24 protein-coding genes are annotated in these 26,499 nt (G+C 64.9%); 2 read left to right on the top strand and 22 right to left on the bottom strand.

What is annotated here, in order from left to right:
* Nucleotides 1–16: 16 nt before the first annotated feature.
* On the top strand, nt 17–565 hold the full coding sequence (locus tag MUU56_RS16390) for a GNAT family N-acetyltransferase (RefSeq protein WP_244768354.1): 549 nt from the start codon (nt 17–19) through the stop codon (nt 563–565).
* 61 nt (nt 566–626) lie between these two features.
* Here MUU56_RS16390 and MUU56_RS16385 read toward each other — a convergent pair whose 3' ends face one another.
* Both MUU56_RS16385 and MUU56_RS16380 read right to left on the bottom strand, forming a co-directional pair.
* On the bottom strand, nt 627–2,879 hold the full coding sequence (locus MUU56_RS16385) for a ribonuclease E domain-containing protein (protein WP_244768353.1): 2,253 nt from the start codon (nt 2,877–2,879) through the stop codon (nt 627–629).
* Between the two features lie 69 nt (nt 2,880–2,948).
* Nucleotides 2,949–4,253 (bottom strand): adenylosuccinate synthase, encoded by a 1,305-nt coding sequence (locus MUU56_RS16380; protein WP_244768352.1) that lies wholly within the window; start codon nt 4,251–4,253, stop codon nt 2,949–2,951.
* Between the two features lie 221 nt (nt 4,254–4,474).
* On the opposite strand from MUU56_RS16380, the gene MUU56_RS16375 reads away from it, so the two are divergent.
* Entirely contained in the window at nt 4,475–5,368 is an 894-nt protein-coding gene (locus MUU56_RS16375; protein ID WP_244768351.1) for a DMT family transporter, read from the top strand.
* A 218-nt stretch (nt 5,369–5,586) separates the two neighbouring features.
* Here the strand turns inward: MUU56_RS16375 and serA are convergent, their stop codons facing one another.
* From serA to ruvC, 20 genes are all read right to left on the bottom strand, one after another.
* A complete protein-coding gene (serA, locus tag MUU56_RS16370) occupies nt 5,587–7,182 on the bottom strand; it encodes a phosphoglycerate dehydrogenase (RefSeq protein WP_244768350.1) in 1,596 nt (531 codons plus the stop codon).
* A gap of 75 nt (nt 7,183–7,257) precedes the next feature.
* Nucleotides 7,258–8,439 carry a phosphoserine transaminase gene (locus MUU56_RS16365; protein WP_244768349.1) on the bottom strand — a complete coding sequence of 394 codons (1,182 nt, stop codon included), beginning with the start codon at nt 8,437–8,439 and terminating at the stop codon, nt 7,258–7,260.
* Between the two features lie 177 nt (nt 8,440–8,616).
* Complete coding sequence (locus MUU56_RS16360) at nt 8,617–9,450, bottom strand: outer membrane protein (protein ID WP_244768348.1); 834 nt, start codon at nt 9,448–9,450, stop codon at nt 8,617–8,619.
* A gap of 207 nt (nt 9,451–9,657) precedes the next feature.
* Complete coding sequence (locus MUU56_RS16355; RefSeq protein WP_244768347.1) at nt 9,658–10,491, bottom strand: outer membrane protein; 834 nt, start codon at nt 10,489–10,491, stop codon at nt 9,658–9,660.
* A 260-nt stretch (nt 10,492–10,751) separates the two neighbouring features.
* Nucleotides 10,752–12,104 carry a phosphoglucosamine mutase gene (glmM, locus tag MUU56_RS16350; RefSeq protein ID WP_244768346.1) on the bottom strand — a complete coding sequence of 451 codons (1,353 nt, stop codon included), beginning with the start codon at nt 12,102–12,104 and terminating at the stop codon, nt 10,752–10,754.
* Nucleotides 12,105–12,386: 282 nt separating this feature from the next.
* Nucleotides 12,387–14,309, bottom strand: coding sequence for an ATP-dependent zinc metalloprotease FtsH (ftsH, locus tag MUU56_RS16345; RefSeq protein ID WP_244768345.1), 1,923 nt, complete (start codon nt 14,307–14,309; stop codon nt 12,387–12,389).
* A gap of 200 nt (nt 14,310–14,509) precedes the next feature.
* Nucleotides 14,510–15,796 (bottom strand): tRNA lysidine(34) synthetase TilS, encoded by a 1,287-nt coding sequence (tilS, locus tag MUU56_RS16340; RefSeq protein ID WP_244768344.1) that lies wholly within the window; start codon nt 15,794–15,796, stop codon nt 14,510–14,512.
* A 20-nt stretch (nt 15,797–15,816) separates the two neighbouring features.
* On the bottom strand, nt 15,817–16,812 hold the full coding sequence (gene ybgF, locus MUU56_RS16335) for a tol-pal system protein YbgF (RefSeq protein ID WP_244768343.1): 996 nt from the start codon (nt 16,810–16,812) through the stop codon (nt 15,817–15,819).
* A gap of 151 nt (nt 16,813–16,963) precedes the next feature.
* Nucleotides 16,964–17,500 carry a peptidoglycan-associated lipoprotein Pal gene (gene pal, locus MUU56_RS16330; RefSeq protein ID WP_064331113.1) on the bottom strand — a complete coding sequence of 179 codons (537 nt, stop codon included), beginning with the start codon at nt 17,498–17,500 and terminating at the stop codon, nt 16,964–16,966.
* 243 nt (nt 17,501–17,743) lie between these two features.
* Nucleotides 17,744–19,048: a Tol-Pal system beta propeller repeat protein TolB gene (gene tolB, locus MUU56_RS16325; protein ID WP_244768342.1), complete on the bottom strand. Its 1,305-nt coding sequence runs from the start codon at nt 19,046–19,048 to the stop codon at nt 17,744–17,746.
* Between the two features lie 284 nt (nt 19,049–19,332).
* On the bottom strand, nt 19,333–20,445 hold the full coding sequence (locus MUU56_RS16320; protein ID WP_244768341.1) for a hypothetical protein: 1,113 nt from the start codon (nt 20,443–20,445) through the stop codon (nt 19,333–19,335).
* 9 nt (nt 20,446–20,454) lie between these two features.
* Nucleotides 20,455–20,907, bottom strand: a complete 453-nt coding sequence (gene tolR / locus MUU56_RS16315) for a protein TolR (protein ID WP_244768340.1) — start codon at nt 20,905–20,907, stop codon at nt 20,455–20,457.
* A 26-nt stretch (nt 20,908–20,933) separates the two neighbouring features.
* Nucleotides 20,934–21,650 carry a protein TolQ gene (gene tolQ / locus MUU56_RS16310; RefSeq protein ID WP_244768339.1) on the bottom strand — a complete coding sequence of 239 codons (717 nt, stop codon included), beginning with the start codon at nt 21,648–21,650 and terminating at the stop codon, nt 20,934–20,936.
* A gap of 314 nt (nt 21,651–21,964) precedes the next feature.
* Nucleotides 21,965–22,435, bottom strand: coding sequence for a tol-pal system-associated acyl-CoA thioesterase (gene ybgC / locus MUU56_RS16305; protein WP_244768338.1), 471 nt, complete (start codon nt 22,433–22,435; stop codon nt 21,965–21,967).
* Nucleotides 22,436–22,501: 66 nt separating this feature from the next.
* On the bottom strand, nt 22,502–23,404 hold the full coding sequence (locus tag MUU56_RS16300; RefSeq protein WP_244768337.1) for a metallophosphoesterase: 903 nt from the start codon (nt 23,402–23,404) through the stop codon (nt 22,502–22,504).
* Entirely contained in the window at nt 23,405–24,445 is a 1,041-nt protein-coding gene (gene ruvB, locus MUU56_RS16295) for a Holliday junction branch migration DNA helicase RuvB (RefSeq protein ID WP_244768336.1), read from the bottom strand.
* Between the two features lie 40 nt (nt 24,446–24,485).
* Complete coding sequence (gene ruvA / locus MUU56_RS16290) at nt 24,486–25,103, bottom strand: Holliday junction branch migration protein RuvA (protein ID WP_244768335.1); 618 nt, start codon at nt 25,101–25,103, stop codon at nt 24,486–24,488.
* 11 nt (nt 25,104–25,114) lie between these two features.
* On the bottom strand, nt 25,115–25,531 hold the full coding sequence (locus tag MUU56_RS16285) for a type II toxin-antitoxin system VapC family toxin (RefSeq protein WP_244768334.1): 417 nt from the start codon (nt 25,529–25,531) through the stop codon (nt 25,115–25,117).
* Nucleotides 25,512–25,772 carry an AbrB/MazE/SpoVT family DNA-binding domain-containing protein gene (locus tag MUU56_RS16280; protein ID WP_064331122.1) on the bottom strand — a complete coding sequence of 87 codons (261 nt, stop codon included), beginning with the start codon at nt 25,770–25,772 and terminating at the stop codon, nt 25,512–25,514. Before MUU56_RS16280 ends, MUU56_RS16285 begins: the two co-directional genes overlap by 20 nt.
* Nucleotides 25,773–25,827: 55 nt before the next feature.
* Nucleotides 25,828–26,340, bottom strand: coding sequence for a crossover junction endodeoxyribonuclease RuvC (gene ruvC, locus MUU56_RS16275; RefSeq protein ID WP_244768333.1), 513 nt, complete (start codon nt 26,338–26,340; stop codon nt 25,828–25,830).
* Between the last annotated feature and the right edge of the window lie 159 nt (nt 26,341–26,499).

Here is a 26,499-nt window from a genome sequence, read left to right as displayed (position 1 = left end):
AAACTGGACATCGACAATGACCGAAGCCTATCGCCTGCCGGAAGAATTCACGACCGAACGCCATCTGGTCCGCCGCATCCGCCCTTCCGATGCGCAGGCGCTCTTTTCCGGATGGGCGACGGATCCCGAGGTGACCCGCTACCTCACCTGGCGCCCGCATACGGACATGTCCCAGACGCAGGATTTTATCCGGCGTGCCAGCCGGGATTGGCAGGCCGGTGCGAGCTTTCCGGCGGTGATAAGCCCCCGGCAGGCTCCCGGCGACCCCATCGGCATGGTTCATCCCCGCCTTGTGTCGACAAAGGTGTCCTACGGCTGGCTTGTCCGCCGGGACCATTGGGGGCAAGGCGTCGCCAGCGAGATCGTTCGCTGGGTCGTCGCGCATGCGCTATCGCATCCGTCTATTTTCCGGGCGGAAGCGACGTGCGACACGGCCAACACCGCTTCGGCGCGCGTGATGGAGAAGGCCGGCATGGTACGGGAGGGGCTCTTGCGCCGCCACATGCTTCATCCGAACCTGTCGGACGAGCCGCGCGACAGCTTCCTCTATGCCCGGGTGCGGTGAGCATCGGCCGGGCATGAAAAAGCCCGGCAGAGCCGGGCCTTTGCCTTGATGGAAGATCGCCTTACTGGCTGCCCGGCGTGCCGAGCGTCGCCCAGGCCTTCATCACCTTGTCGAACGCCTCCGCGCCGGCTGTGCCCTTGTCGAGCGTGATCAGCGCACGGCGGCCGTTGCGGTAGGTGATCGGGATGTCGATCCAGCTGCGGGTGCGCAGGAGGTCCGTGTTCTTGGCGATCGCCTCGGGGAAGTCGTTGAGCGCGATCATGTGAAAATCGTCGGTGATCTTCGCCGGCACGGCGATCAGGGCGTCGCCGCGATCCTGCTCGGTGCGCTTCATCGCCACGCGCTGCACGCTTTCGATGCCGCCGCCTTCGAAATTCTCCGGCAGCGAGAAGACGAGCTCCACCAGATGGCTCGCCGGCAGGGAGCGGTCGCCGTTGCGGCGGAAGGTGATCAGCGCCGTCAGGCCCTTGGAGGGCACGTTGACCTGCGCGCGCACCACCGGCTCGTCCTTGGCGTCGCCGCCCGGCGATTCTTCCGCGCTCGACCAGGCCACCGTGCCTTCGATCGCCGTCGGCGCCGTCTGGCCGAGGCGCTCTTCGTAGAGGAACATCTTCTGCGTCACGCCGATCGCCGGCTGCTCGCCGGTGGCTGCGGGCGTACCGCCCTCCGTCGTGGTCGTCGCATCGCCCGTGCCGGCAGGCGTCTGTGCCGCGCCGTCGGTTTCAGGGGTCGCCTCGCCCGTCGTCGTGCCGCTGGCTGCCGCGGGACCGTCTTCCGTCGTCACGCCCGCCGTTTCCGGGGTCTGCGCGGCGACCGACTTGCCCTCTTCCGGCGTTGCGCCGTCGAGCGCGGCGGCCGGCCCCTCGTCCACTTCGGTTCCATCCGCCAGGAGGCGCTGCGTGAACTTGCCGGTGCCGCTCGGGGTTGCCACGGCAACCTCGGTGTTCGTCGATGTCCCTGCCGCGGTGTCCGGCGTCTGGGCCGTCTCGCCCGAGGTGGTGTTCGCCGCCGGCAGACTGCGGCTGCCTTCGGCGGTCTCGGCCGTCTGCGGGGTTTCTGCCGGCGTTTCGGTGGAGGGCGCGGTGAAGGCGGCGATCCGCTCGTTGACCCAGTCGTTCACCGTATCGCGGTTGAACCAGTAGGCAGCGCCCGCGCCGCCGACAAGGGCGACCAGCGCCACCACGGCTGCGAGCGCCGCGACATTGAGGCGCGACTTGCGCGGCTCGGCGCGGAAGGAGCGCTGCGGCGCGCGGGCCGTTTCCACGGTCGGCGTGGAAGATGTCGCATCGGCAAGCCCGGCCTCTGCCATGGCGGCCGCGCCGGCAGCGGCCGCACCAGCCTTCGGGCCGTGGCCGAGAAGTTCGTCGAGATCGCCCCAGTCGCGTGAAGACGCCTGTTCCGGCGTTGCCTCCGGCTGTGCGGCCTTCTCCTCCGGCCAGTCCCAGGCGAGCGGGTCGCTGGCGGTGGTGTCCGCCGGCTGGACGTGGTTTTCCGCCGTCACATCGGCCGGGCTCGCCTCGTTCCAGTTCCACTGGGCCTCGGCCGAGGGCATGCGGGTGTCCGCCGCCGGCTCGGCGTCGGGCACCTGCTCTTCATGCACCGGATCGCCATGCACCGGATCGGCCTGCACCTGCGGCTCGGCGGCCTCGGCCGTCTCTTCCGCTTCCGCCTCGTGCGCAGGCTCCTGTTCCGGCTCCTCCCAGGAGGGCACATAGTCGTCAGCCGGTGCGGCCTCGACATGCCAGGACGGCTCGTTGTGCGCCTCGACGATGGCCGGCTGCTCTTCCTGCCCCGCAAGGTCTTCGGCGGGCTCGGCGTCTTCGACGACGGGCGCGGCGTGTTCAGGCTCGGGCTCGGCATGGGCTTCAGCCGGCGGGGTATCCTCCACCGGCGGCTCGGCGGCCGGCTCCTCCTCGATCGCCTGTGCTTCTGCTTTCTCGGCAGGCGCGTCTACGGCCTCGGCGACTGGCTCCTCATGATGCTCCGGCTCGATCTCGGCAACCGCTTCTTCGGCTTCGGGAACGGCGGCGGGTTCCTCCGCCACCGGCTCCGGCTGCAACACCTCTTCGGCGGGTTCCGGCGCGATGTCCTCGGCAGGCAGCGCCTCGGCATGGTCTATCTCGACGCTGTTGATCGCCGCCTCGAGCTTGTCGAGCTGACGCTTCACAAGGTCATCGGAAGGGCGCGGGTTCATGGATTCGAGCTGCCGGCGGACGGCGCCGCGGGCCTTCTCGTAAACCTTCTGCCGCATCTCGGCGTTGTTGTCCGAGAGGCCGTCCACGGCCCTTCGAATGACTGCTACAAAATCCGCCATCAGAACTTTCCGTCGTGTCCGCTCGCTATCTCATTGGAATACGTCACGGAACTGGTGTTGAGCTTGAGATTAGTCCTCAAACGGGTCGGTCACAAGTATGGTGTCGTCCCGCTCCGGACTGGTCGAGAGCAGGGCGACCGGGGCGCCGATCAGCTCTTCGACCTGGCGCACATATTTGATCGCCTGGGCCGGAAGATCCGCCCAGCTGCGCGCGCCGACGGTCGATTCCTTCCAGCCTTCGAGCGTGATGTAGACCGGCTCGACACGGGCCTGCTGGCCCTGGCTCGCCGGCAGGTGATCGATTTCCTTGCCGTCGAGCGTGTAGCCGACGCAGATCTTCAGTTCGTCTAGGCCATCGAGCACGTCGAGCTTGGTGAGCGCGATGCCTGTAATGCCGTTGGTGGCGACCGACTGGCGCACCAGCGCCGCATCGAACCAGCCGCAGCGACGCTTGCGCCCCGTCACCGTGCCGAATTCATGACCCTTCTCGCCGAGGAACTGGCCGATCTCGTCATTCAGCTCCGTCGGGAACGGGCCTTCGCCGACGCGCGTCGTATAGGCCTTGGTGATGCCGAGGATATAGCCCAGCGAGCCCGGCCCCATGCCCGAGCCGGCCGCGGCCTGCCCGGCCACCGTGTTCGACGAGGTCACGAACGGATAGGTGCCGTGGTCGATGTCGAGCAGCGAGCCCTGCGCGCCTTCGAACAGGATGCGTGCGCCGCGGCGGCGCTCCTTGTCGAGCATCAGCCAGATCGTCTCGCGGAAGGGCAGGACGCGGTCGGCGACCGAGGTCAGCTCCTGCATGATCGCATCATGCGTGATTTCGCTTTCGCCAAGGCCGCGACGCAGCGCGTTGTGATGCGTCAGCAGGCGCTCGACCTTGCCCGGCAGCGTGTCGAGATCGGCAAGGTCCATGACGCGGATGGCGCGGCGGCCCACCTTGTCCTCATAGGCCGGGCCGATGCCGCGGCGGGTGGTGCCGATCTTGACGCCGGAATTGGAGTTGGAGGCCGCGTCCTCGCGGATACCGTCGAGTTCGCGGTGCAGGGAGAGGATGAGGGTCGCATTGTCGGCGATGCGCAGGTTTTCCGGCGAGATCTTGACACCCTGCTTTTCCAGCTTGTCGATCTCGGCGATCAGCGCATGCGGATCGACGACGACGCCGTTGCCGATAACGGCCATCTTGCCCGGGCGCACGACACCGGAAGGCAGCAGCGAGAGCTTGTAGCTCGTGCCGTCGATGACGAGCGTATGGCCGGCATTGTGACCACCCTGGAAGCGCACGACAATATCGGCGCGTTCGGAAAGCCAGTCGACAATCTTGCCCTTGCCTTCGTCACCCCATTGCGATCCGATCACCACGACGTTCGTCATTTCATCTTTCCCGTTTTCGCGCACGAGCGCCTTGCTGTTACGCACGCATGCGCGCGCCTGACACAAACCCGCGCATCTATACTGTGTTGTCCTTGGGATTGCGACCCTGTTATGACGGCCGCAATCCGCTTTTTGCATGACATCTGGCGGTTTTTCACCTTATGTGAGCCACCCGCCGGCCCGCCTTGCATGCATCCTTCCACCTATCGGACCCAGCCGCCTTGAACAGCAGAGCCTATTTCTACCTGTGCGTCACCTCGCTTTTCTGGGGCGCGAACTCGGTGGCCGGCAAGCTTGCCGTCGGCCATGTCAGCCCGATGGTGCTGACCACCTTCCGCTGGACCATCGCGCTCGGCGTCATCCTGGTTCTCATGCTGCCGCAGGTGAAGCGCGACTGGCCGGCGATCCGCCGGCACTGGCTGCAGCTGCTTCTCTACGGCGTCTTCGGCTTCACCGCCTTCAACGCCCTGCTCTACACCGCGCTCGGCTATACCAGCGCCATCAACGCCGTCATCGAGCAGGCCGGCATCCCCATGCTGATCTTCGTCTTCAATTTCGCGCTCTTCCGCATCCAGGCCTCGATCGCGCAGGTTCTCGGCTTTACCGTCACGCTGGTCGGCGTTCTTGTAACAGCCGCGCATGGCGAATTCTCGGCATTGGCGGAACTGGAGTTCAACTTCGGCGATGCCCTGATGCTCGGCGCCTGCATCGTCTATGCCGCCTATACGGTCTCGCTGCGCTGGAAGCCGGAGATGCACTGGCAGAGCTTCATCGCCGCGCCCGTCTTCGGCGCGTTCCTCAGCGCCCTTCCGCTGCTCTTCTGGGAAGTGTCGCGCGGCGCCGCGATCTTCCCCGACACCACCGGCTGGATCGTCGTGCTCTATGCCGGCATCTTCCCCTCGTTGCTTTCGCAGGTGCTCTATGTGCGCGGCGTGGAGATGATCGGCGCCAACCGGGCCGGTCTCTTCATCAATGCCATCCCGGTCTTCGGCACCATCCTGTCCGTCGCGCTGATCGGCGAGACGATGCACCTGTTCCACATCGTCGCCCTTCTTCTCGTGCTCGGCGGCATCGCGATTGCCGAATGGGGACGGCCGAAAGAGAAGAACAACTGACAAATGCAAGAAGTCACCCGCAATAACCTGTATTCCATGAAGATCCACCCCTGATGCGGCGCTTAAATCTTGTCTGGATTTTCAATGTTGCCCTCGCCTGCAACATGGTCCCTTCGAGTTCCAAGTCGTGAAACCGCCTGATCCCGCGAATGCCGCCAGAGAAAAGGCCCGCCGGAGAGATCCGGCGGGCCTTTCTGTTCGTCTTGGGAGGACGAAGATCAGTCGACGTTGAAGACCAGCGACTTGACCTGGCGGATGGCCGGGTTGACGCGCAGCTTGTTCAGGACGTCCTCGGAGACGGCGGCATCGACATAAAGCAGCGCGATCGCATCGCCGCCCTGCTTGTCGCGGCCGAGCTGGAAGTTGGCGATGTTGGCGCCCGCCTCGCCCAGCGTCGTGCCGATGAAACCGATCATGCCGGGAACGTCGGTATTGGTGATGTAGACCATGTGGTTGCCGACGTCGGCATCAAGGTTGATGCCCTTGATCTGGATGAAGCGCGGCTTGCCGTCGGAGAAGACGGTGCCGGCGATCGAGCGGGTCTGGTTCCCGGTCGTTACCGTCAGGCGGATATAGCCGTCGAAGACGCCCGACTTGTCGCGCTTGACCTCCGACAGGATGATGCCCTTTTCCTTGATCATGACCGGCGCCGAGACCATGTTGACATCGGCCACCTGCGGGCGGATGAGGCCGGCGAGCACCGCGCTGGTCAGCGCCTTGGTGTTCATCGAGGCCGTCGCGCCGTCGTAGAGGATCTCGATTTCCTTGATCGCGCTTTCCGTGACCTGGCCGACGAAGGCGCCGAGCACGTCCGCAAGGCGAATGAACGGCTTCAGGATCGGCGCCTCCTCGGCAGTGATCGACGGCATGTTGATGGCGTTGGATACAGCGCCCTTGACGAGGTAGTCCGACATCTGCTCGGCGACCTGGAGGGCGACGTTCTCCTGCGCTTCCGTGGTCGACGCGCCGAGATGCGGCGTGCAGACGACGTTCGGCAGACCGAAGAGCGGGCTTTCGGTGGCGGGCTCGACCTCGAAGACGTCGAAGCCGGCGCCGGCGACATGGCCGGACTTCAGGGCTTCCGCCAGCGCCTTCTCATCGACGAGACCGCCGCGGGCGCAGTTGACGATGCGGACGCCCGGCTTCGTCTTGGCGAGCGCCTCGGCGTTGAGGATGTTGCGGGTCTTGTCGGTGAGCGGAACATGCAGCGTGATGAAGTCGGCCTTGGCCAGCAGCTCGTCCAGTTCGACCTTGGTCACGCCCATCTCCTCGGCGCGCTCCTTGGAGAGGAACGGGTCATAGGCGATGACGTGCATCTTGAGGCCGATGGCGCGCGAGCAGACGATGGAGCCGATATTGCCGGCGCCGATGACGCCGAGCGTCTTGCCGGTGATCTCGACGCCCATGAACTTCGACTTCTCCCACTTGCCGGCCTGGGTAGAGGCGTCGGCGGCCGGAAGCTGGCGGGCGACGGCGAACATCAGCGCGATGGCGTGCTCGGCCGTGGTGATCGAGTTGCCGAAGGGCGTGTTCATGACGATGATGCCGCGGCGCGAGGCGGCCGGGATATCGACATTGTCAACGCCGATGCCGGCGCGGCCGATGACCTTGAGGTTGGTCGCCGCCGCGATCAGCTTTTCCGTCGCCTTGGTGGCCGAGCGGATGGCGAGGCCATCATAATTGCCGATGATCTCGGCGAGCTTGTCCTTGTCCTTGCCGATCTTCGGCTGGAAATCGACGTCGACGCCGCGATCGCGGAAGATCTGGACGGCGGTTTCCGACAGTTCATCGGATACGAGTACGCGAGGTGCCATGAGAGGCCTCCTTCAATGGGTCCGGGAAGATGAGATAAGGGTGGCTTCGCCCGAAGGACGAAGCCAGTCGCAAAATCAGGCCGCGGCCTTGGCGAGCGTCGCCTTCTGGGTCTCGAAGGCCCAGGAGAGCCATGGCATCAGCGCTTCGAGGTCGGCCGTGTCGATGGTGGCGCCGGCCCAGATGCGCAGGCCCGACGGGGCGTCGCGATAGGCGCCGATGTCGTAGGCGACACCTTCCTTGTCGAGGAGCGCGACGAAACCCTTGGCGAAAGCGGCCTGGGCGTCGGCATCGAGCGCCAGCACGTCCTTGTCGGCGATCGTCAGGCAGACCGAGGTGTTGGAGCGCGTCGCCGGATCCTTGGCGAGATTGGCGATCCACTCGTTCTTCTCGACGAAGTCGAAGATGACCTTGGCATTGGCGTCGGCGCGGGCCATCAGGCCCTTGAGGCCGCCGACCTGCTTGGCCCAGTTGAGCGCATCGATATAGTCCTCGACGCAGAGCATGGAGGGCGTGTTGATCGTCTCGCCCTGGAAGATGCCCTCGATCAGCTTGCCGCCCTTGGTCATGCGGAAGATCTTCGGCATCGGCCAGGAGGGCGTATAGCTTTCCAGCCGCTCGACAGCGCGAGGCGACAGGATGATGACGCCATGCGCGCCCTCACCGCCCAGCACCTTCTGCCAGGAGAAGGTGACGACGTCGAGCTTGGCGAAATCGAGGTTCTGCGCGAAGGCGGCCGAGGTCGCGTCGCAGATGGTCAGGCCCTTGCGGTCGGCCGGGATGAAGTCGGCGTTCGGCACGCGCACGCCCGAGGTCGTGCCGTTCCAGGTGAAGACCACGTCACGGTCGAAGTCGATCGTGGAAAGGTCGGGGAGAAGGCCGTAATCGGCCGTGATCTTGCGCGTGTCGGGGAGCTTCAGCTCCTTCACGACATCGGAAACCCAGCCCGAGCCGAAGCTTTCCCAGGCGACCATGTCGACGCCGCGCGGGCCGAGCAGCGACCACAGCGCCATCTCGACGGCGCCGGTATCGGAGGCCGGCACGATGCCGATGCGGTGATCCGCCGGCACTTCCAGGACGTCACGGGTGAGATCGATGGCCTGCTTGAGCTTGGTCTTGCCGATCTTGGCGCGGTGCGAACGACCGAGCGGAGCATCGGAAAGCGCTTCGAGCGACCAATTTGGGCGCTTCGAGCAAGGGCCAGAAGAGAAATGGGTATTGTTCGGACGCACGTCCGGCGGTGTGACGGTCTTCGTCATGATCGCTATCCTTCCAGATAGATAGCTCCTCGTTGGGGAGGAGTGTCCCGCCGCCGTGAATATGGAAGAGCCGTTTTCAAGTCAAGAGGATTATGTCGCGAACGAAAAATAATGCGGCGCAACGGAAACGGCGCGCCGGTTTCCCGACGCGCCGCCGCGCAAGCAAAGAAAGGGGTGTCACCAGGTGGTGACGCGGATACCGGCCCGGAACTCATGCTTCTGGAAGCCCTCGTCCCGTCCCTTGACGCTGACCGAGCCGACGCCGGGCACCTCGGCCGTGCCGCCGAAGGCCTTGCCGCCCGCCATGTCGGAGAAACGATAACCGAGGTCGAGCTTGACGCGTTCTGTGAGGTCGATGGCGGCACCCGCCATCAGCGCATAGGTGAAGCGCCAGCTGTCGTCGCCCTTCACGCGGAGCTCGTCGAAGGTTGCACCTGCGCAGGAGCCCGTGTCGTTCTGGCAGTTCGCCTGGGTGCGGAAGCTGTCCCATTTCATGTAGGTCACGCCCGCACCTGCACCGACATAGGGCGTTATGCCGGCATAGGTTCCGAGATCCACATAGCCGTTGGCCAGGAAATGGGCCGCGCTGTAGTCCGCCTTCTGGCCGAGGCGGCAGGTCGTGCCCGCCGGGGCCGCGATGCAGGGCGAATCGAGGTTCGAGCTGCCGCGCAGCGAGCCGTTGAAGAAGTCCGTCGTCAGGTCGGCGCGCAGGAAATTGTTGAACTGGTAGCCCATGCCGACGCCGTAGGAGATGGGCTTGGAGAAGCGGGCATTGTCGAAATCCCCGTCAGCAAAGGTCGCGCCGAAGGCATCGATCCTGTAGTTCGGCTTGTCGTGCTTGACCCAGCCGGAGTAACCGAGATCGCCGCGGATATACCAGCCCTCGGCCACCGTGCTGCCGGAAACGTCGATTTCCGGCGCGTTGATGATGTCGAGATCGCTCGCCGTCACGCTCGTCGCGACGAGGCCGGCAAGAATGGCAATACCAAGCGGTGCGATGCGGCGGAACATGGTCTCGATCCCTCAAGGCCGGCGGGCCGGCGGTTGCGTGATCGGCGCAGGGCCAGGCATCCTTAAGAGATTGCTGCCCTACACCGTTGGTTAACCATAAATCTTAAGGCATGAAGAAACGGTTAAGTGTCCGGATCTGCAACGCGTTCGGGAATGCGAAAAGGCCGCCCGGAGGGCGGCCTTGCAAGGCGGTCGGCAGCACGCCGCTTATTTGTAGACCGGCTGCTCGATCGGGATTTCGGCCGGCGGGATATAGGCCTGCTGCTCGCAGCCGTTGAAGGCGTAGCGCAGACCGGCGCGTGCCTCGTGGCTGTAGAAGCCCTTGTCGTAGCCCGGGCCGCCGCCGGCATTGAAGCCGAACATCTCGCCCTTGGTGACATGGCGGAAGCGATAGCCGAGGTCGGCCTTCAGGTTGCAGGTGACGTCGACGGAAGCACCGGCCATCAGCGCATAGGTGAAGCGCCAGCTCTTCCTGCCGCGATGTTCGAAGGTCGGGTCGCAGTTCGTCGGGTCGCCGGTTTCGCACGAGGTGTTCTTGAGGCCCTTCCAGTTCACATAGGTGCCGCCGATACCTGCGCCGACATAGGGCGTGACGATGCCGTAGGTGCCGATGTCGACATAGGCGTTGGCGAGGAGGCTGAGGGCGGTCAGCGAGGAGACGTCGGTGGAGGTGCAGTTCACGGCGACGCCGCAGCCGCCCGTCGTCGAGCCCTTGAACTTGGACTTGAACATGTAGTCGAGCGTCACGTCCGTGCGGAAGTGGTCGTTGATCTGGTAACCGACACCGCCGCCGATGGTGAAGCCGCTCTTCAGGCGGGTGGAATCGAAGCTGCGATAGGTGTCGTTCGAACCCTGGTAGAAGCTCGCGCCGCGCATCTTGTTATAGGACCAGCCCATGTCGCCGCGCAGATACCAGCCGCCCGTCTCGATGACGGTTTCCTGCACCGGCGCCTCGATGACCTCCGGCTGGTAGACATCGGCCGCATAACCCGACGTGCCCGTCAGCAGGACGGCAACCACGCCACTCAAAACTTTCCTCATGGCCTTGCTCCAATAGGCTTTGCTTGGGATGGCCGGCGCGCCGGATTCCAAGTCCCTCGATCAGCCACGGATAATGGCGAGGAAAGGTTAAGGGGCGATTAACTACAAAGATTTACCGTATTTGTTAATGGTCGTTCACGAATTCGGTAAAGGATGAATAAATTTCGGAAAGCTTCCGGAAGAAACTTCGACGCGACTTGAGCGCAAAAGAAAAGGCCGAAGCAGGGCTTCGGCCTTTTCAAAGAATGCGTCGGGCGGGCTCAGGCGGCGTTGCGCACCGAGCCGATCACGCCCACCAGCTCGTCGACGATGCGCTCCACCTGTGCCCGGTCGTCACCTTCCGCCATCACGCGGATCAGCGGCTCCGTGCCGGAGGGGCGGATGAGAAGGCGGCCGTTGCGGGCGAGCTCGCTTTCGGCATCGGCGATCGCCTGGCGCACCACGGCGTCCTCCAGCGGCGAACCGGCCTGGATGCGCACGTTCTTCAGCACCTGCGGCACCGGCTCGAAGCGGTTGCATACCTCACTCACCGTCTTGCCGCTGCGCTTGACGCAGGCGAGCACCTGGAGCGCGGCGACAAGACCGTCGCCGGTCGTGCCGAAATCGGACAGGACGATATGGCCGGATTGCTCGCCGCCGACATTGTAATCGTGCTGGCGCATGTGCTCGACGACATAGCGGTCGCCCACCTTGGTCCGCTGCAGGCCGAGGCCCTGGCCGGAGAGGAAGCGTTCAAGGCCGAGATTGGACATGACGGTCGCGACGATGCCGCCGCCGCGCAGCATGCCGTCCGCCGCCCAGCTTTCGGCGATGACAGCCATCAGCTGGTCGCCATCGATGATCTTGCCGTTCTCGTCGACGATCTGCACGCGGTCGGCATCGCCGTCGAGCGCGATGCCGATATCGGCGCGCACCTCATGCACCTTGCGCTGCAGGGCGTCCGGGTGGGTGGAGCCGCATTCGAGATTGATGTTGAGGCCATCCGGCTCGTTGCCGATCGTCACGACGTCGGCGCCGAGTTCCCAGAGGGCGGCGGGGGCGACGCGGTAGGCGGCGCCATTGGCGCAGTCGATGGCCACGCGCAGGCCCTTCAGCGTCGTGTCGCGCGGCAGCGTGCGCTTGGCATGTTCTATATAGCGGTCATGCACGCCGTCGATGCGCTTCGCCCGGCCGATATCGGCCGCCTTCGCGAGCTGCGCCGTGATGTCCCTGTCGATCAGCTCCTCGATTTCCATCTCGATCTCGTCGGAGAGCTTGTAGCCATCGGGACCGAAGAGCTTGATGCCGTTGTCGTAGAACGGATTGTGCGAGGCGGAGATCATCACGCCGATATCGGCGCGCAACGACCGCGTCAGCATGGCGACGGCAGGCGTCGAGATCGGCCCAAGGATGAAGGCGTCGATGCCGGCGGCGGTAAAGCCCGCCACCATGGCGTTTTCCAACATGTAGCCGGAAAGGCGCGTGTCCTTGCCGATCACCACGCGGTGGCGATGCGCGCCACGGCGGAAGATCGTACCCACGGCGATGCCGACCCGCATGGCAAGGTCCGGCGTCATCGGGAAAATGTTGGATTGTCCCCGAATGCCGTCCGTACCGAAATAACGACGCTTCATAGTCACTCCTGAAAATCGCTGGCCGGGCGGCACTCGTGCCGCGCCCGATCCTGATGCGTTCATCCTGCCACGCCCAGCATTTAAGACGGGCCGCGGGGCGAAACTATTCTATAGCCGCCCCGTCGTTCAAACCTTAAACATCGTGCGGCCGCCCCATTTCCTTGCCACAAAAGCGAAAAAAGAGCATCCACCCGCGCATCAGAATTCGTTACAGACCGTTACCGAAGGAAACGGCCGGGAAAGACTTCCCGGCCGTCTTCGATTCTTTTTCGGCGGCTTGCCTTATTGCGGCTGCGGCTCCAGGCCGCCTTCCGCCTCGCCACCCTTCTTGTGGCCGGCCTTCGGCACGGCGGAACCGCGATGCGGCGGCGTGTCGTCACCGAGATCGCGCGCCGGCTTCTCGCCGCGGATGAGCGCCTTGATCTCGTCGCCCGTCAGCGTCTCATATTCGAGCAGGCCTTCGGCAAGCGCCACGAATTCATGGTGCTGCTCGGTGATGATGCGCTTGGCCTCGGCATAGGCCTCGTCGATCAGGCGGCGGATCTCGTTGTCGATCTTCTGCGCAGTCGCCTCGGAGACGTTCTTCTGCTGCGCAACCGAATGACCGAGGAAGACCTCCTGCTGGTTCTCGCCATAGGCGACCTGGCCGAGCTGGTCGGAAAAGCCCCACTGGGTGACCATGGCACGGGCGAGCTTGGTCGCCTGCTCGATATCTGAGGACGCGCCGGACGTGATGTTGTCCTTGCCGAAGGTGATCTCCTCGGCGACGCGGCCGCCCATCATGATCGCGAGGCGCGAAACCATCCACTTGTAGCTCATCGAGTAGCGGTCACCCTCGGGAAGCTGCATGACCATGCCGAGCGCGCGGCCGCGCGGGATGATTGTCGCCTTGTGCAGCGGATCGGCGAGCGGCACCTTGAGCGCGACGATGGCGTGGCCGGCCTCGTGATAGGCGGTGAGCTTCTTTTCCGCCTCGGTCATGGCCGAGGAACGGCGCTCGGCGCCCATCATGATCTTGTCCTTGGCGTCCTCGAACTCCTGCATGGTGACGAGGCGCTTGTTGCGCCGCGCGGCCATCAGCGCGGCCTCGTTGACGAGGTTCATGAGATCGGCGCCGGAAAAGCCGGGTGTACCGCGGGCGAGGACCTTGAGGTCGACATTCGGGGCCAGCGGCACGTTACGCACATGCACCTTGAGGATGCGCTCGCGGCCAACGATGTCGGGGTTCGGCACGACGACCTGGCGGTCGAAACGGCCGGGACGCAGGAGCGCCGGGTCGAGAACGTCGGGGCGGTTGGTCGCGGCGATCAGGATGATGCCTTCATTGGCCTCGAAACCGTCCATCTCGACGAGAAGCTGGTTCAGCGTCTGCTCGCGCTCGTCATTGCCGCCGCCGAGGCCCGCGCCGCGGTGACGGCCGACAGCGTCGATTTCGTCGATGAAGATGATGCAGGGCGCGTTCTTCTTGGCCTGCTCGAACATGTCGCGCACGCGGCTTGCGCCGACGCCGACGAACATCTCGACGAAGTCGGAACCGGAAATGGTGAAGAAGGGCACGTTCGCCTCGCCCGCGACAGAGCGTGCGAGCAGCGTCTTACCGGTGCCGGGCGGGCCGACGAGCAGCACACCGCGCGGAATGCGCCCGCCAAGGCGCTGGAACTTCTGCGGGTCGCGCAGGAATTCGACGATCTCCTCGAGGTCCTGCTTGGCTTCGTCGACGCCGGCGACGTCCGCGAAGGTCACGCGGCCATGCGCTTCGGTGAGCAGCTTCGCCTTGGACTTGCCGAAACCCATCGCCCCGCGCGAGCCGCCCTGCATCTGGCGCATGAAGAACAGCCAGACGCCGAGGATCAGGAGCATGGGCAGCAGCGTGCCGATATAGCTGAGGAACCCGGACGAGCCATCCGTCTCCGGCCGCGCGCTGACAACGACGTTCTTCGCCTCAAGCCGCTGGACGAGCGAATTGTCGCCGGTCGGCGCATAGGTCTGGAAGGTCGCGCCGGTCTCGACATAGCTGCCGACGATCTTGTCGCCGGTGATGACGACTTCCTTCACCCGGCTCGAGTCCACCTCTTTCAGGAACTGCGAATAGGGGATTTCCCGCGAGCCGGTCTGCGCCGGGCTCGTCTGGAACATGCTGAACAGCGCGATCAGCAAGAGGGCGATAATCGCCCACAGGGCGAAGTTGCGGAAATTGGGATTCATCGAACGTTCCGGGCACTTTCCCGGCCGGAGTTTCCCGGCCGCTTCTCTGTCGCCTAACATAGGGTCGCCATGCGGCCTTGCCAAGGCAAAGCACACGGGACCAGGGCTTTTCTCTCAATATCGTCAACGACGAGGATGGCCCTGCGGCCGCCTGCCATCGACATTGCCTCCATTCTACCACAACGCTTTCATGCGCGCCTTCATTCGTTCGGCGGAGACGAAAACGGCGCGCGCCCGAGAATCTCCGCGAGCGCATTGGCAAGCGGCAGGTCGAAGCGCGGCAGGAAACGGGCATAGGGCGCCACCAGGGGTTCGACGGCGGCAAGATCCGCAGGCACCCGCCCGCCATGCTCGAATTCCAGGCGCGGCGCGGCGCGGCTGGCGCGCAAGGCGGGTCCGCCCAGTCCGGCGCCGTCATCCCGCCCTCGTCCGCTGCCGGCGGCCGAAACCATGATCGTCCGGCCGGCACGGTTGGCGACATGGTATCGCCCGTCCCAGACGGCCGCCGCGCCTGCCGACAGGGCAAGGGTCTCGATGCCGCGGCATTCGCGGTAGAGGAAAAGGCCGTCGCGCCGGCGATCGAAGACCACGCGGCCGGCGGTCAGCCGCGACAGTGTGCCGCTGGCAAGGAAGCCCCGCAGGCGCCCGGCCGACGCCGCCTCAAGGGCATGAACCCGCCCCCCCGCTACCGCCGCCAGCACCAGAAAGCCACGCCAGGCCGCCGGATCGGCAAGGAGGGTGCCGACGGCCGCGGGTGCCAGCGCGAAGAAGGCGCCCTCCGTCCGGACGTTTTCGGCCAGGAAGGCGGCCGCGCACCGGGAAAGCAAGGCCCTGTCCCCGACGGCAGGTTCGGGCGAAACGCCGCGCGCCCGGATGCGGACCCGCTCGAAGCGAGGATTGTGGTTGCTTGGATCCTCGCGCCAGCCTTCGCCGCGCGCGGCGAGGAAGGCGCGGATGGCCGCCCGGTCGATGGCGAGGAAAGGCCGCAGCAGCCAGACGGCACCATGGAGCAGGACGGCATCCGCCATCCCGGAAAGGCCGATCCCTTCCGCCGACCGCGCGGCGCGCATCGCCACGGTCTCGTTCTGGTCGTCGCGCGTATGGGCAGCGAGAACGGCATCGGCGCCCATTTCCACGGCGACGTCGGCGAGGAGACCGTAGCGCCTGGCGCGGGCGGCGGCTTGCAGGCCGGAAACCGGCTTTTCGCCTTCCCAGCGGCGGATGACGTGCCTCACGCCATGGCGTGCGCAAAGGGCGCCGACCCATGCAGCCTCCCCGGCGGAGCCGGGCCGCAGGTCATGGTCGATCGTGCAGGCGGAAAGGGTGATGCCGGGATAGCGCCCGGCCGCGCGGAGCGTGGCGAGCGCCACGAGGAGCCCCGTCGAATCGCTGCCGCCGGAAACGGCGACCAGCAGGTGCGCGGGATGCTTGAAACTCTTCAGGAAACGGCCGGCTGCCTCAAAAGCGGGATCGTCCGCATGGGCCACGGTGTTTCTTCCGTCCGCAATCAGCAGGACAGACGGCTCTGCTCGGACGAAACCTTGGTCTTCACGGCCTTGGAGGCGTTCGGGTAGCGCTTGTTCACTTCGCGCAGCGTCGCACAGGCGGTCTCGCGGTTGTCGAGGGCGGCAAGCGACATGCCGAGCTTCAGCAGCATTTCCGGCGCCTTCTTCGACTTGCTGAACGTCTGGTGGGCGTTGAGGAAGGTCTTTGCGGCATCGTTGAAGTTGCCTTGCGAATATTGGGCCTCGCCCAGCCAGAAATTGGCGTCCGCCGCCTTCTCGCCCTTCGGGAAGATATCGAGATAGTCGCGGAATTCGCGTTCGGCGAGCTGGTAGTCGCCGGACAGAACATGGCCGTAGGCGACCTGGTAGAGATCGTCGGGATTGTCGAGCGAGGCGGAAGACGACTGCGAGGCCTGCGGCAGGCCGTTCTCCACGCCCGGCAGCGAATTGTCGTTGCCGATCGAGGCGCTCTGGTTGTTCAGGTCCGGATTGGCGTCGGCACCGATCGGGTTGCCGTTCTCGTCGAAGCGGATCGAGCCCAGTTCCTGCGGCTGGGCACCGCCACCCGTGCCGAGCGTGTCGGTTCCGGCGGTGTCATCCGCCGGCCCCCTGTTCGTGGCGATCTGCTGGTCGGCAGTCCCGCCGTTCACCGGCTTGTCGAGGGCGCCGCTCTTGCCGGAGCCCCCGCTCTTGCCGCTTTCGAGATCCTGGAAACGGTACTCGTTGTCTTCCTGCGTCTTGCGAAGCTGCTCCTGCATCTGCAGGAGCTGGTAGCTCATTTCCTCGATCCGGCCGTTGAGGCTGCGGATCTGCTCTTCGAGCTGCCCGACGCGCGGATCCATGGCCTGCGCCAGGATCACGTTGCCCTTCTCTGCCCGCTCGCTTTGTGCCGGCAGGAAGCCGTTCGCAAGCGGGAAAAGCGGCGATGCGCTGATCGGCCCGACCATGCCTGCTACCGCTGCGAGACTGAGAACGCCTGCCGCGACAAGTTTCTTCATCTATCTTCGTCCTGTTGGTCCCATTGTACGCCGAAGCGCTGCCGAAGAGTTTTCCAAATACTCCCAAAAAGCAACGGAGTTCGGCCAAAGTGTGTTGAAAAAAGAAAGGCGGCCTCTCGGCCGCCTTTTCCGCATCCTTCCCGGGAAGGAATTACATGCCGGCGCCACCCAGAACGGTCACGGCGCGGCGGTTCTGCGACCAGCAGGAAATGTCGTCGCAGACGGCGACCGGCTTTTCCTTGCCGTAGGAGATCGTCTTCATGCGGTTTGCCGGAACGCCGCGCGAAGCGAGGTACTGGCGGGTCGCGGCAGCGCGGCGTGCGCCGAGCGCGAGGTTGTATTCACGCGTACCGCGCTCGTCGGCATGGCCTTCGATCGTGATGGCGTAGTTCGGGTAGCGCTGCAGCCACTGGGCCTGACGGTCGAGCGTCGCGGCAGCATCGGCGCGAACCGACGAGGAGTCGGTGTCGAAGAAGATGCGGTCGCCGACATTGACGGTGAAGTCCTGCTGCGAGCCCGGGGTCGCCGCGCCTGCACCACCGTTGAGGCCGAGGTCGCCGGCATTGTTCGGCATGTTCTTCTTGGATGCGCAGCCGGCAAGCGCCAGCGTCATGAACAGGGCGATCATTGCCGGGTTGCGGGCGATGGTCTGCATGCGGCCAGCGGCCGGGGAATGAATGCGGCTCATGAGCCGGTCTCCTTGCATCAGTTCTTGCGTCAAGTTCGTTGAAGCGTCGGTTTCAATCAGGGTTGCCAGACTGTAACCGCGGTCGGTTAATCCGCGTTCAACGATTATGGTTAACGATTGCTTGTAAGACCGTCCCCGGCCCCCGGCATATCAAATGGAGACGGGCCTGCCGCGTCTCGCTGCCGCCTGATTTACAGGACTTTGCGGCAAGAACGCGGCAGGCCCGCCTTACGCGTGTCGATGCTATTCCAGAAGCGGCGACCAGGCCGGGTCGGAAGCAAAACCCTTCGTCTGCACGATCTGCTCGTTGTAGCCGGAAAGGTCGATCGAATAGATCTGCGGACCGCCGGCACCGGCGGCCTGGCGGAAGAACATCAGCACCCGTCCGTTCGGCGCCCAGGTCGGCCCCTCGTTGTGGAAGCCGGAGGTGAGGATGCGCTCTCCCGAACCGTCCGTCTTCATCACGCCGATCGAGAACTTGCCGCCCGACTGCTTGGTGAAGGCGATGAGGTCGCCGCGCGGCGACCAGACCGGGGTGGAATAGGAACCGTCGCCGAAGGAAATGCGGCGCTGGTTGGAGCCGTCGGCGCCCATCACGTAGAGCTGCGGCCTGCCGCCGCGGTCGCTCTCGAAGACGATCTGCGAGCCGTCCGGCGAGTAGGAGGGCGAGGTGTCGATCGCCGCCGTCGAGGTGAGTCGCGTCGTGGTGCGCGAGCGCAGGTCCATCGTGTAGATGTTGGAATTGCCTTCCTGCTGAAGGCTCATGATGACCTTCTGGCCATCCGGCGAGAAGCGCGGCGAGAAGGTCATGCCCGGGAAGTTGCCGACCACCTCGCGCTGCCCCGTCTCAAGCTGGAGCAGGTAGACGCGCGGCTGGTTGCCCTCGAAGGACATGTAGGTGATTTCCTGGCGGTTCGGCGAGAAGCGCGGCGTCAGGACCAGCTCGTTGGCGTTGGTGAGCGCGCGGGCGTTGAAGCCGTCCTGGTCCATGATGGCGAGCTGGCGCTTGCGGGCCGTCTTCGGGCCGCTTTCGGCGACATAGACGATGCGGGTGTCGAAATAGCCCTTCTCGCCGGTCAGGCTCTCATAGATCGCGTCAGCGATGATGTGCGCGACGCGGCGCCAGTTTTCCGGCTGGGTATAGAACTGCTGGCCGGTGATCTGCTTGCCGGCGAAGGTGTCCCACAGGCGGAACTCGGCGCGCAGGCGCCCGTCACCCTCCTGCGTCACGCGGCCCGTCACGAGGGCCTGTGCATTGATGACCTTCCAGTCATCGAAGCGCGGCGCCTGGTCGGGATTGGATATCTTCTCGATGAAAGCCTGCTTGTTCACCGGCGCGAAGAGGCCGGAGCGCTTGAGGTCGGCCGCGATCACGTCGGTGACGCGCTGGCCGAGATCACCGCCGGCGATGAAATCGGTGACGGCGATCGGCAGCGGCTCGACATTGCCCTTGTTGATGTTGATTTCCACGAGCGCCCAAGCCTGCGGCAAGGACGCCGCAAGGCCGGTCAGCACGACCAGCAAACGGAGGAGAGTGCGTCTGAACATAAATCTAGGCCTTCCTAGTTTTATACCAAGTCTCGATGATAGGAACCCATAGGATCGGCTTGTCGGGCTTGCCGGCTAGGAGAGGTCCGCAGAGCGATGCTCCCGCATCGGTCAAGGGCCTCGACACAGCCGGCAAGTCCGACAAGCCGACCGGAGGTGACGTATAGCTGGTCTGTGGCGTCGTTGCGGCGCTTGAGCGATGCGGGAGCATCGCCCTGCGCACCGCGCCTAGCCACAGACCAGCTATACGTCATCCTATAGGCTCCTATCATCGAGACTTGGTATTACATCATCTGGCTGGGGTCGAAGTTCACGACGACTTCGCTCCAGGCATCATATTTTTCCGGGGGCAGGCCCTTGAAGGGCCGCGATTTCATGATGGCGCGGCGGGCGCCGCCGGCAAGCGCACGGCGCGCGGTATCCGAACCGCCCGTCGCGACCACTTCCGGCTCGCCGATGATGTCGCCGTTCTGGTCGAGCTGCATCGTGACCTTGATGCGCACGTCGGCGGCATCGGCAAGGCCGGGGATGATCGACCAGTTGTTCTGGATCTGGCCGCGCAGCGCGTCCATCTCGCTGAGCGACAGCTTGGTGCCGCTAGTCGTCTTCTTGCCGCCGAGCGCCGCCTGTTCCTGCGAGCGCTTCGCACCGCCGCCGGCCGCCTTTTCCTTGTTGAGGAGCGCGGAGATCTCGTCGGCGTTGAAGTCGCTGTCGTTCAGCGAGCTCGCCTTTTCCTGCTTCTTCTTCTGGTCCTTCTTGCGGTCCGGCGTCTTGGCGGTCTCGGCCTTCGCCGTCTCCACCTTCTTCTCGGCCGGCTTTTCCGCGGTCTCCGCCTTCTTCGTCTCGAGCTTCGGCTTCATCTCGGGAAGCGGGATCCTGTCCGGCAGCGCCTCTGCATCCTCGACCTCGGCCGGCTTCTCCTCGGAAGGCGTCGCCTCGGGCTTCGGGTCAGGCTTGACCTCCTGCCTGGTCTCGGGAAGCGCCGCAACCTCGGTCGAGGGTTCGCTGGCAGGTTCTTCCTGCTTGACGTCCTCGACGGGTTTCGTGTCCGGCGTCTGCACGACCTTCTCGGCCTTTTCCGGCGCGGCGGCGGTCTCGATGTCGCGCGGCTTTTCCTCCGGCGTCGGCAGGTTCTTCAGGTCGACGTCGTTTTCGCCGGCATTTTCCGCGTTCTCGACCGGCGTTTCCTTCTTGGTCGGGATAGGCGCGGCCTTTTCCTTCATTTCGGCCTTCTTGTCGCCCTGCTGGATCTGCGTCAGCTCCTCGATCGACACGATATCGACCGGCATGGCCTCGACATTGGCGACGTCGAAGCTTTCAGGACTGCCGAGCGAAACCAGCGCCCAGGTGAGAACCAGGGAGTGGATGACGGCGGATGTGGCGAGGCTGCCCTTCATGGCGTGCGATCACCTGTCCGGTTTCTGCTCGGTGACGAGGCCGATATTGGTGAACCCGCCGGCCTGGATGCGCGACATCACGTCGGCGATAACGCCATAGGGCGCCGTGCCGTCGCCGCGCACGAAGACGCGCTCCGTATAGCCCGTGGTCGCCACGGCCTGGAGCTTTGCAGCGATCTCGTCGATCGGGATCGGCGTTTCCTGCAGGTAGACCTGGCCGTCCGCCTTGACGGAAACGGTGATCGGCTGCGTGTCGGCGTTGAGAGCCTTCGCCTGCGTCTTCGGCAGGTCGAGCGGCACGCCGACCGTCATCAGGGGCGCCGCCACCATGAAGATGATGAGCAGAACGAGCATGACGTCGACGAACGGCGTCACGTTGATCTCGCTCATCGGGGCCCTCTTGCCTCCGCCGCGACGGCGACGGCCACCGCCTGCATTTTTCGCTCCGACTGACATGCCCATGGCATCGTTCTCCGTCTAAAGGCCGGTCACTGCGCCGCGGCGCGCGGCTGCAGCTTCTCGTCGATCTGGCGCGACAGGATGGCGGAGAACTCGTCCGCGAAACCTTCCATGCGCGCCGTCAGCTTGCCGGCATCGGCAGAGAACTTGTTGTAGGCAATAACCGCCGGAATTGCGGCAAGAAGGCCGATGGCGGTGGCCAGAAGCGCTTCGGCAATGCCGGGCGCCACGACCGCAAGGCTCGTCTGCTTGGAGCCGGCGATCGCCTGGAACGAGGTCATGATGCCGACGACCGTGCCGAACAGGCCGACGAATGGGGCGGCCGAACCGATGGTGGCGAGCGAGCCGAGCCGCGCTTCCAGCGTCTCCGATTCACGCGAGAGCGTCACGTCCATTGCCCGGTCGATACGCATCTGCAGGCCGATCGGCGAACGCGCGCCGCGCTCGAAGCTCTTCTTCCATTCGCGCATCGCGGCGACAAAGATGGCGCTCATGCCCGAGGTCTGGCGGTCGGAGAGCGTGCGATACAGCTCCTCCAGCGATTGGCCCGACCAGAAGACCTGCTCGAAACTGTCGAGCTGGCGGCGCGCCTTCCCGTAGCTCACCGTCTTGTCGACGACGATGGCCCAGGTCCAGACGGACGCGGCAATGAGGCCGAGCATGACCAGCTTCACGACGAACCCGGCCTGCATGAAGAGACCCCAAAGGGTCACATTCGCCGCCGCTTCCAAACCCACTTGTTCCATAGACCTATGTCCCCGAATCCAGACACCCGGCACGGGCCTTTGCGGCTCGAACCGGGTAACATTCACGCCGTTGCGGTCTCCTGGGAGGTGGTTCCCGCATCGGCATTCACAAACATGGCGTCGCTCGGAAGGATTTACTCCGCACCCGCTCCGCATGTCCGTCAAGAATGTCCGGTTGATGCCGCCGGCCGCCATGCCGGTCAAACGCTTACAACCTGCCTTCTTGACGGCAATTTTGGTTAAAGGATGACGTGCAGTGCACAAAATCCTCATGAAGCGAGTAAGACATCATTATGGTTAAGGGAGTGTTACTGCTAATGCGCGCCGGCAACGCGCCCTGCCCTCGCAAGGAACCGCGCCGCCAGCCCCTCCGGCAGCCGCCGCGGCCGGCCCGCCGCATTGATGACGGCGATGATGACGCGTGCCGCGATCAGCAATTGCTCGCCCCGGCGGATTTCCTGGTTGAGGATCATCTTCGCCCCGCCGGCCTTTTCGGTGGCAGTGAGGATCGTCAGGATATCGTCCATGCGCGCAGGCAGCCGGAAGTCGATCTCCATGCGATGCACGACGAAGACCAGTCCCTCGCGGTCCTCTTCCAGAATGAGGCTGCCCTGCTCGACCCCGAGCAGCCGCAGGTAGTCCGTGCGCCCGCGCTCCAGAAAATGCAGGTAGCGGGCGTGATAGACGACGCCGGAGAAGTCCGTATCCTCGTAATAGACCCGCTGCGCGAGCCGATGGCCCGCTTCGCTCAGTTCGCCTGAAAGATAGTGGTCGAAATCCGTCATGGCCCCGTCCGGCAAGAATTTCCGCCTCTCTCCCGCAAAGCGCCGGCAATTGCAAGGGTTTCACGCTCAGCCGAGTTCGACGACCATGATTTCCGGCGGTGAGCCGAAACGGATCGGCGCGATCGAGCAGCCGAGGCCGCCGGAGACGCAGAGGTGCCGACCGTCTTCGACGACATGACCGTAGGCATAGCGGTTGCCATAGGCGGAGGGAACCATGGGCGAGTAGCCGAAAAGGCGCACCTGCCCGCCATGCGTATGCCCCGAGAGTGTCAGGGAAACCCGGGACGGCACCCGCGGGAAAACATCCGGCTCGTGCGCCATGAGGATGAGCGGCGCATCGTCCGTCACCTGCGCGAGCGTTCCCGGCAGGTCATCCAGCCCGACGAAGCCGCCGCGATTCCATTGCCGGCCCGGCCGAAGCGCGATCTGGTCCTCGAGGCCGGCGAGCCAGAACGCGCCCGTCATTGTCTCGATCCGCACGGCCCGGTTGGAATAGACCGCGATGCCGGCCTCGCGAAGCATGCGATGGCTGAACGTTTCCCCGCCGCCGGCCGCCTGCGCTTCCAGGTCGTCCCACCAGTCGTGATTTCCAAGCACCGCGTGCACGCCGAGCGGAGCCTTCAGGATCGACAGCGCCGCGGCCCAATCGGCCGGCGGCACCTTGCCCCAGACGGCCCGCATGCTCGAAAGGTAGTCACCGAGCAGCAGGACGATATCGCCGCCGAGCGTGTTGGCATGTTCGCAGATGCCGCGGATGCGGGCAGCGCTCATCCAAGGTTCGCAGGCATGGATATCGGCAAGCGCGACGAGGCGCAGCGTCTGGCCCGTCGGCCAGCCGGGCGGCACGATCCGGTAGGTCACCGTGCGCAGCCGCAGCATCGGCTCGACGCCCACCGCATAGGCGGAGGAAGCGAACCCCGCGGCGATGAAGCCTCCGAAAGCCTTCAGCAAACCGCGGCGGGTGATCACTCAATCGTCCTCGGAAAACAGCCTGAACTGAGTCGCCTCCAGGTCTTTCGGCGGCGTCAGGCCCATATGTTTCCAGGCATTTACGGTCAAAACACGGCCGCGCGGTGTGCGCTGGATGAAACCCTGCTGGATCATGTAGGGCTCGATGATGTCCTCGATCGCGTCGCGCGGTTCGGAAAGCCCCGCCGCGATGGTCTCGATGCCGACAGGCCCGCCGCCGAAATTGTGCGCGATCATCGACAGATAGCGCCGGTCGAGCTGATCGAGCCCCATATTGTCGACCAGCAGCCGCGTCAGCGCCTCATCGGCGATCTTTTGCGTCACCGCCTCGGCCCGCGCCACTTCGGCGAAATCGCGCACGCGGCGGAGCAGCCGGCCAGCGATGCGTGGCGTGCCGCGCGCACGCCGCGCGATCTCGCGCGCGCCCTCTTCCGTCATGCCGAGGCCCATCAATCGCGCGCCGCGGCGCACGATCAGCTCCAGTTCCTCGGCGGTGTAGAAGTTCAGCCGCACCGGGATGCCGAAGCGGTCGCGCAGCGGCGTGGTGAGGAGACCGAGACGCGTGGTGGCGGCGACGAGGGTGAATTTCGACAGGTCGATCTTCACCGAACGCGCCGCCGGGCCTTCGCCGATGATGAGGTCGAGCTGGAAATCCTCCATGGCCGGATAGAGGATTTCCTCGACGGCCGGGTTGAGGCGATGGATCTCGTCGATGAAGAGCACGTCGCGCTCTTCGAGATTGGTGAGCAGCGCCGCAAGGTCGCCGGCCTTCGCGATGACGGGACCGGAGGTCGAGCGGAAATTGACGCCGAGCTCCTTCGCCATGATCTGCGCCAGCGTCGTCTTGCCGAGGCCGGGCGGCCCGACGAACAGCACATGGTCGAGCGCCTCGCCGCGGTTCTTCGCCGCCTCGATGAAGATCTTCAGGTTGGCGCGCGCTTCCGCCTGGCCGGTGAAATCGTCCAGCGTCTGCGGCCGCAAGGCGGTATCGATGTCCTCGCCGCGCTTTTCCGGCGAAAGCAGTCTGTTTTCGTCGCTCATGAGCGCCTAATCCCATTGTCGGCCAAGGAAGGCAACCGCATCACCGCGACAATTCCTTGAGGCCGAGGCGGATGAGCTTGGCGCTGTCGGCCCCCTCCCCGCCATTCTTCAGCGCTGCCGCGACCGCATTGGCCGCCTGGTCGCGCGAATAGCCGAGATTGGTCAGCGCCGAGACGGCATCGGAAACCGGCGCGGAGGCGACGCCCTCGCCGAGCTCCTGCTTGAGCCCGATCGAGGCGGACGCCTCCCCCGCGAAGGCCGGCGCCTTGTTACGCAGTTCCGTGATGATGCGCACCGCCACCTTCGGCCCGACGCCCGGCGCGCGCGAAACCGCCGTCTTGTCCTGCAGCGCGATGGCGTTGGCGAGTTCCCCTGGCGTCAGGGTCGAGAGGACGGCCAGCGCCACCTTGGAGCCGACGCCCTGCACGCTCTGCAGCAGCCGGAACCACTCCCGCTCCAGCGCCGTCAGGAAGCCGAACAGCTTGAACTGGTCCTCCCGCACATAGGTCTCGATGAACAGCACCGCCGCCTCGCCGCTCGAACCGAGCTTGCCGAGCGTGCGCGCCGAGCAGAAGGCGACGTAGCCGACGCCGTGCACGTCGACGACCACGTGGTCCTCGCCGATCTCGTCGATTGTGCCCTTGAGTTTGCCGATCATGAGAAAATCCGTCAGGGATGGGTTTCGGGGGAGAGGATGTCGAGCGCGGGGAAATAGCTGCGATAGCGCGCGGCATCGCGGGTGAGCAGGCGATGGCCCCGCGCTTCCGCCTGCGCGCCGACCAGGAAATCGGGAAGCGTGCGCTCGCGCAACCCGCCAGCCCGGCGATAGGCATAATGCGCCTTGCCGGCGGCGAAGGCGGCTTCGTAGGACAGAGGTTCGCGCCGCATGCGCAGCCAGCCGAAGGCGAGGTTGAGTTCCAGTTCGCTGAGCGGCGAGGTCGCAAGCTCCGACCAGACGATGGGATTGAGGACAAGTTCCCCCTCTTCCAAGCATCGCTTCAGCGCGTTGAAGGACCAGTCCCGCTGTGGCCGATCCGGGCCCAGCATGTCGATGAGGATATTCGTATCAACGACGGTCGAGGTCATCACGCGGTCCCCGCAGCCATTCGAAATATTCGTCCGGCGTCATGCCGTCCAGATCCCAGGTCCCTTGGACGCTGGCCGCCCAGGCTTCGAAATCATCAAAGCCGGGTTTGCCGTCGCCAACCTTGACGAGCATCACACCTTCATCCGACACGACGAAATCCACTTCCGAGCCAGGCTCGATGGCAAGCCGGTCGCGGATGGGTTTGGGGATCGTCACCTGGCCTTTTTCCGTCACGCGCATGGTAATACCTCCGAGGTATTACTTAACGGCCAGACCGGAACAAGTCAAGAACAAATCAGCCCGCGAGCTTGGCGAGGCGGCCGGAGAGGCCCTGGCGGTTGTGGGCGTGGCAGATGGCGATGGCGAGCGCGTCGGCGGCGTCGTTGCCGGTGAAGGTCGCCTTCGGCATCAGCACCTTCAGCATCATGTGGATCTGCTGCTTTTCGCCGTGCCCGACGCCGATGACGGCCTTCTTCACCGCGTTCGGCGCATATTCCGCCACGCGCAGGCCCGCGCGCGCCGGTACCAGCATGGCGATGCCGCGCGCCTGGCCGAGTTTCAGGGTCGCCGTCGCATCCTTGTTGACGAAGGTCTGCTCCACGGCGGCCTCGTGCGGCTGATAGCCGTGCACGACCTCGGAAAGGCCGTCATGCAGCTGGCAGAGGCGGGAGGCAAGGTCCATGTCGCCATCGGAGGTCACGGTGCCGGACGCAACGAAGCGCAACGAATTGCCGAGCGTCTCGATGACGCCCCAGCCGGTGCGGCGAAGCCCCGGATCGATGCCGATGATGCGAATCGTTTCCTGCATGGCGAAACCCTAATCCCGTCGGCCGGACCCTGCCAGCGAAATGTGAACAAAACAAAAACAGACCGGCAATTCCATCCGGCGCCGCGAAAACCCTCGGGCCACCGCTTGGATTTCACGAAACTGAACCTACATGGGAGCACAATCAAATCCGCTTACAAA

Origin of the sequence: Shinella yambaruensis, from assembly GCF_022899355.1 — a bacterium.
Classification (GTDB): Bacteria; Pseudomonadota; Alphaproteobacteria; order Rhizobiales; family Rhizobiaceae; genus Shinella; species Shinella yambaruensis.
The sequence above is the reverse complement of the archived record's forward strand: the minus strand, read 5'-3'. Positions and strand labels throughout refer to the sequence as shown.

Bases quoted from the DNA above. Each gene is read 5' to 3' on its own strand.
- ruvC (WP_244768333.1), bottom strand. From the start codon at position 26,340: ATGCAGGAAACGATTCGCATCATCGGCATCGATCCGGGGCTTCGCCGC.
- tolB (WP_244768342.1), bottom strand. From the start codon at position 19,048: ATGTTCAGACGCACTCTCCTCCGTTTGCTGGTCGTGCTGACCGGCCTT.
- MUU56_RS16390 (WP_244768354.1), top strand. From the start codon at position 17: ATGACCGAAGCCTATCGCCTGCCGGAAGAATTCACGACCGAACGCCAT.
- ybgF (WP_244768343.1), bottom strand. From the start codon at position 16,812: ATGAAGAAACTTGTCGCGGCAGGCGTTCTCAGTCTCGCAGCGGTAGCA.
- MUU56_RS16360 (WP_244768348.1), bottom strand. From the start codon at position 9,450: ATGTTCCGCCGCATCGCACCGCTTGGTATTGCCATTCTTGCCGGCCTC.
- ruvB (WP_244768336.1), bottom strand. From the start codon at position 24,445: ATGAGCGACGAAAACAGACTGCTTTCGCCGGAAAAGCGCGGCGAGGAC.
- tolR (WP_244768340.1), bottom strand. From the start codon at position 20,907: ATGGGCATGTCAGTCGGAGCGAAAAATGCAGGCGGTGGCCGTCGCCGT.
- MUU56_RS16380 (WP_244768352.1), bottom strand. From the start codon at position 4,253: ATGACGAACGTCGTGGTGATCGGATCGCAATGGGGTGACGAAGGCAAG.
- glmM (WP_244768346.1), bottom strand. From the start codon at position 12,104: ATGAAGCGTCGTTATTTCGGTACGGACGGCATTCGGGGACAATCCAAC.
- MUU56_RS16355 (WP_244768347.1), bottom strand. From the start codon at position 10,491: ATGAGGAAAGTTTTGAGTGGCGTGGTTGCCGTCCTGCTGACGGGCACG.
- serA (WP_244768350.1), bottom strand. From the start codon at position 7,182: ATGGCACCTCGCGTACTCGTATCCGATGAACTGTCGGAAACCGCCGTC.
- ftsH (WP_244768345.1), bottom strand. From the start codon at position 14,309: ATGAATCCCAATTTCCGCAACTTCGCCCTGTGGGCGATTATCGCCCTC.
- MUU56_RS16365 (WP_244768349.1), bottom strand. From the start codon at position 8,439: ATGACGAAGACCGTCACACCGCCGGACGTGCGTCCGAACAATACCCAT.
- MUU56_RS16385 (WP_244768353.1), bottom strand. From the start codon at position 2,879: ATGGCGGATTTTGTAGCAGTCATTCGAAGGGCCGTGGACGGCCTCTCG.
- MUU56_RS16320 (WP_244768341.1), bottom strand. From the start codon at position 20,445: ATGAAGGGCAGCCTCGCCACATCCGCCGTCATCCACTCCCTGGTTCTC.
- MUU56_RS16280 (WP_064331122.1), bottom strand. From the start codon at position 25,772: ATGCGCGTGACGGAAAAAGGCCAGGTGACGATCCCCAAACCCATCCGC.
- MUU56_RS16285 (WP_244768334.1), bottom strand. From the start codon at position 25,531: ATGACCTCGACCGTCGTTGATACGAATATCCTCATCGACATGCTGGGC.
- tolQ (WP_244768339.1), bottom strand. From the start codon at position 21,650: ATGGAACAAGTGGGTTTGGAAGCGGCGGCGAATGTGACCCTTTGGGGT.
- ruvA (WP_244768335.1), bottom strand. From the start codon at position 25,103: ATGATCGGCAAACTCAAGGGCACAATCGACGAGATCGGCGAGGACCAC.
- pal (WP_064331113.1), bottom strand. From the start codon at position 17,500: ATGAGCCGCATTCATTCCCCGGCCGCTGGCCGCATGCAGACCATCGCC.
- ybgC (WP_244768338.1), bottom strand. From the start codon at position 22,435: ATGACGGATTTCGACCACTATCTTTCAGGCGAACTGAGCGAAGCGGGC.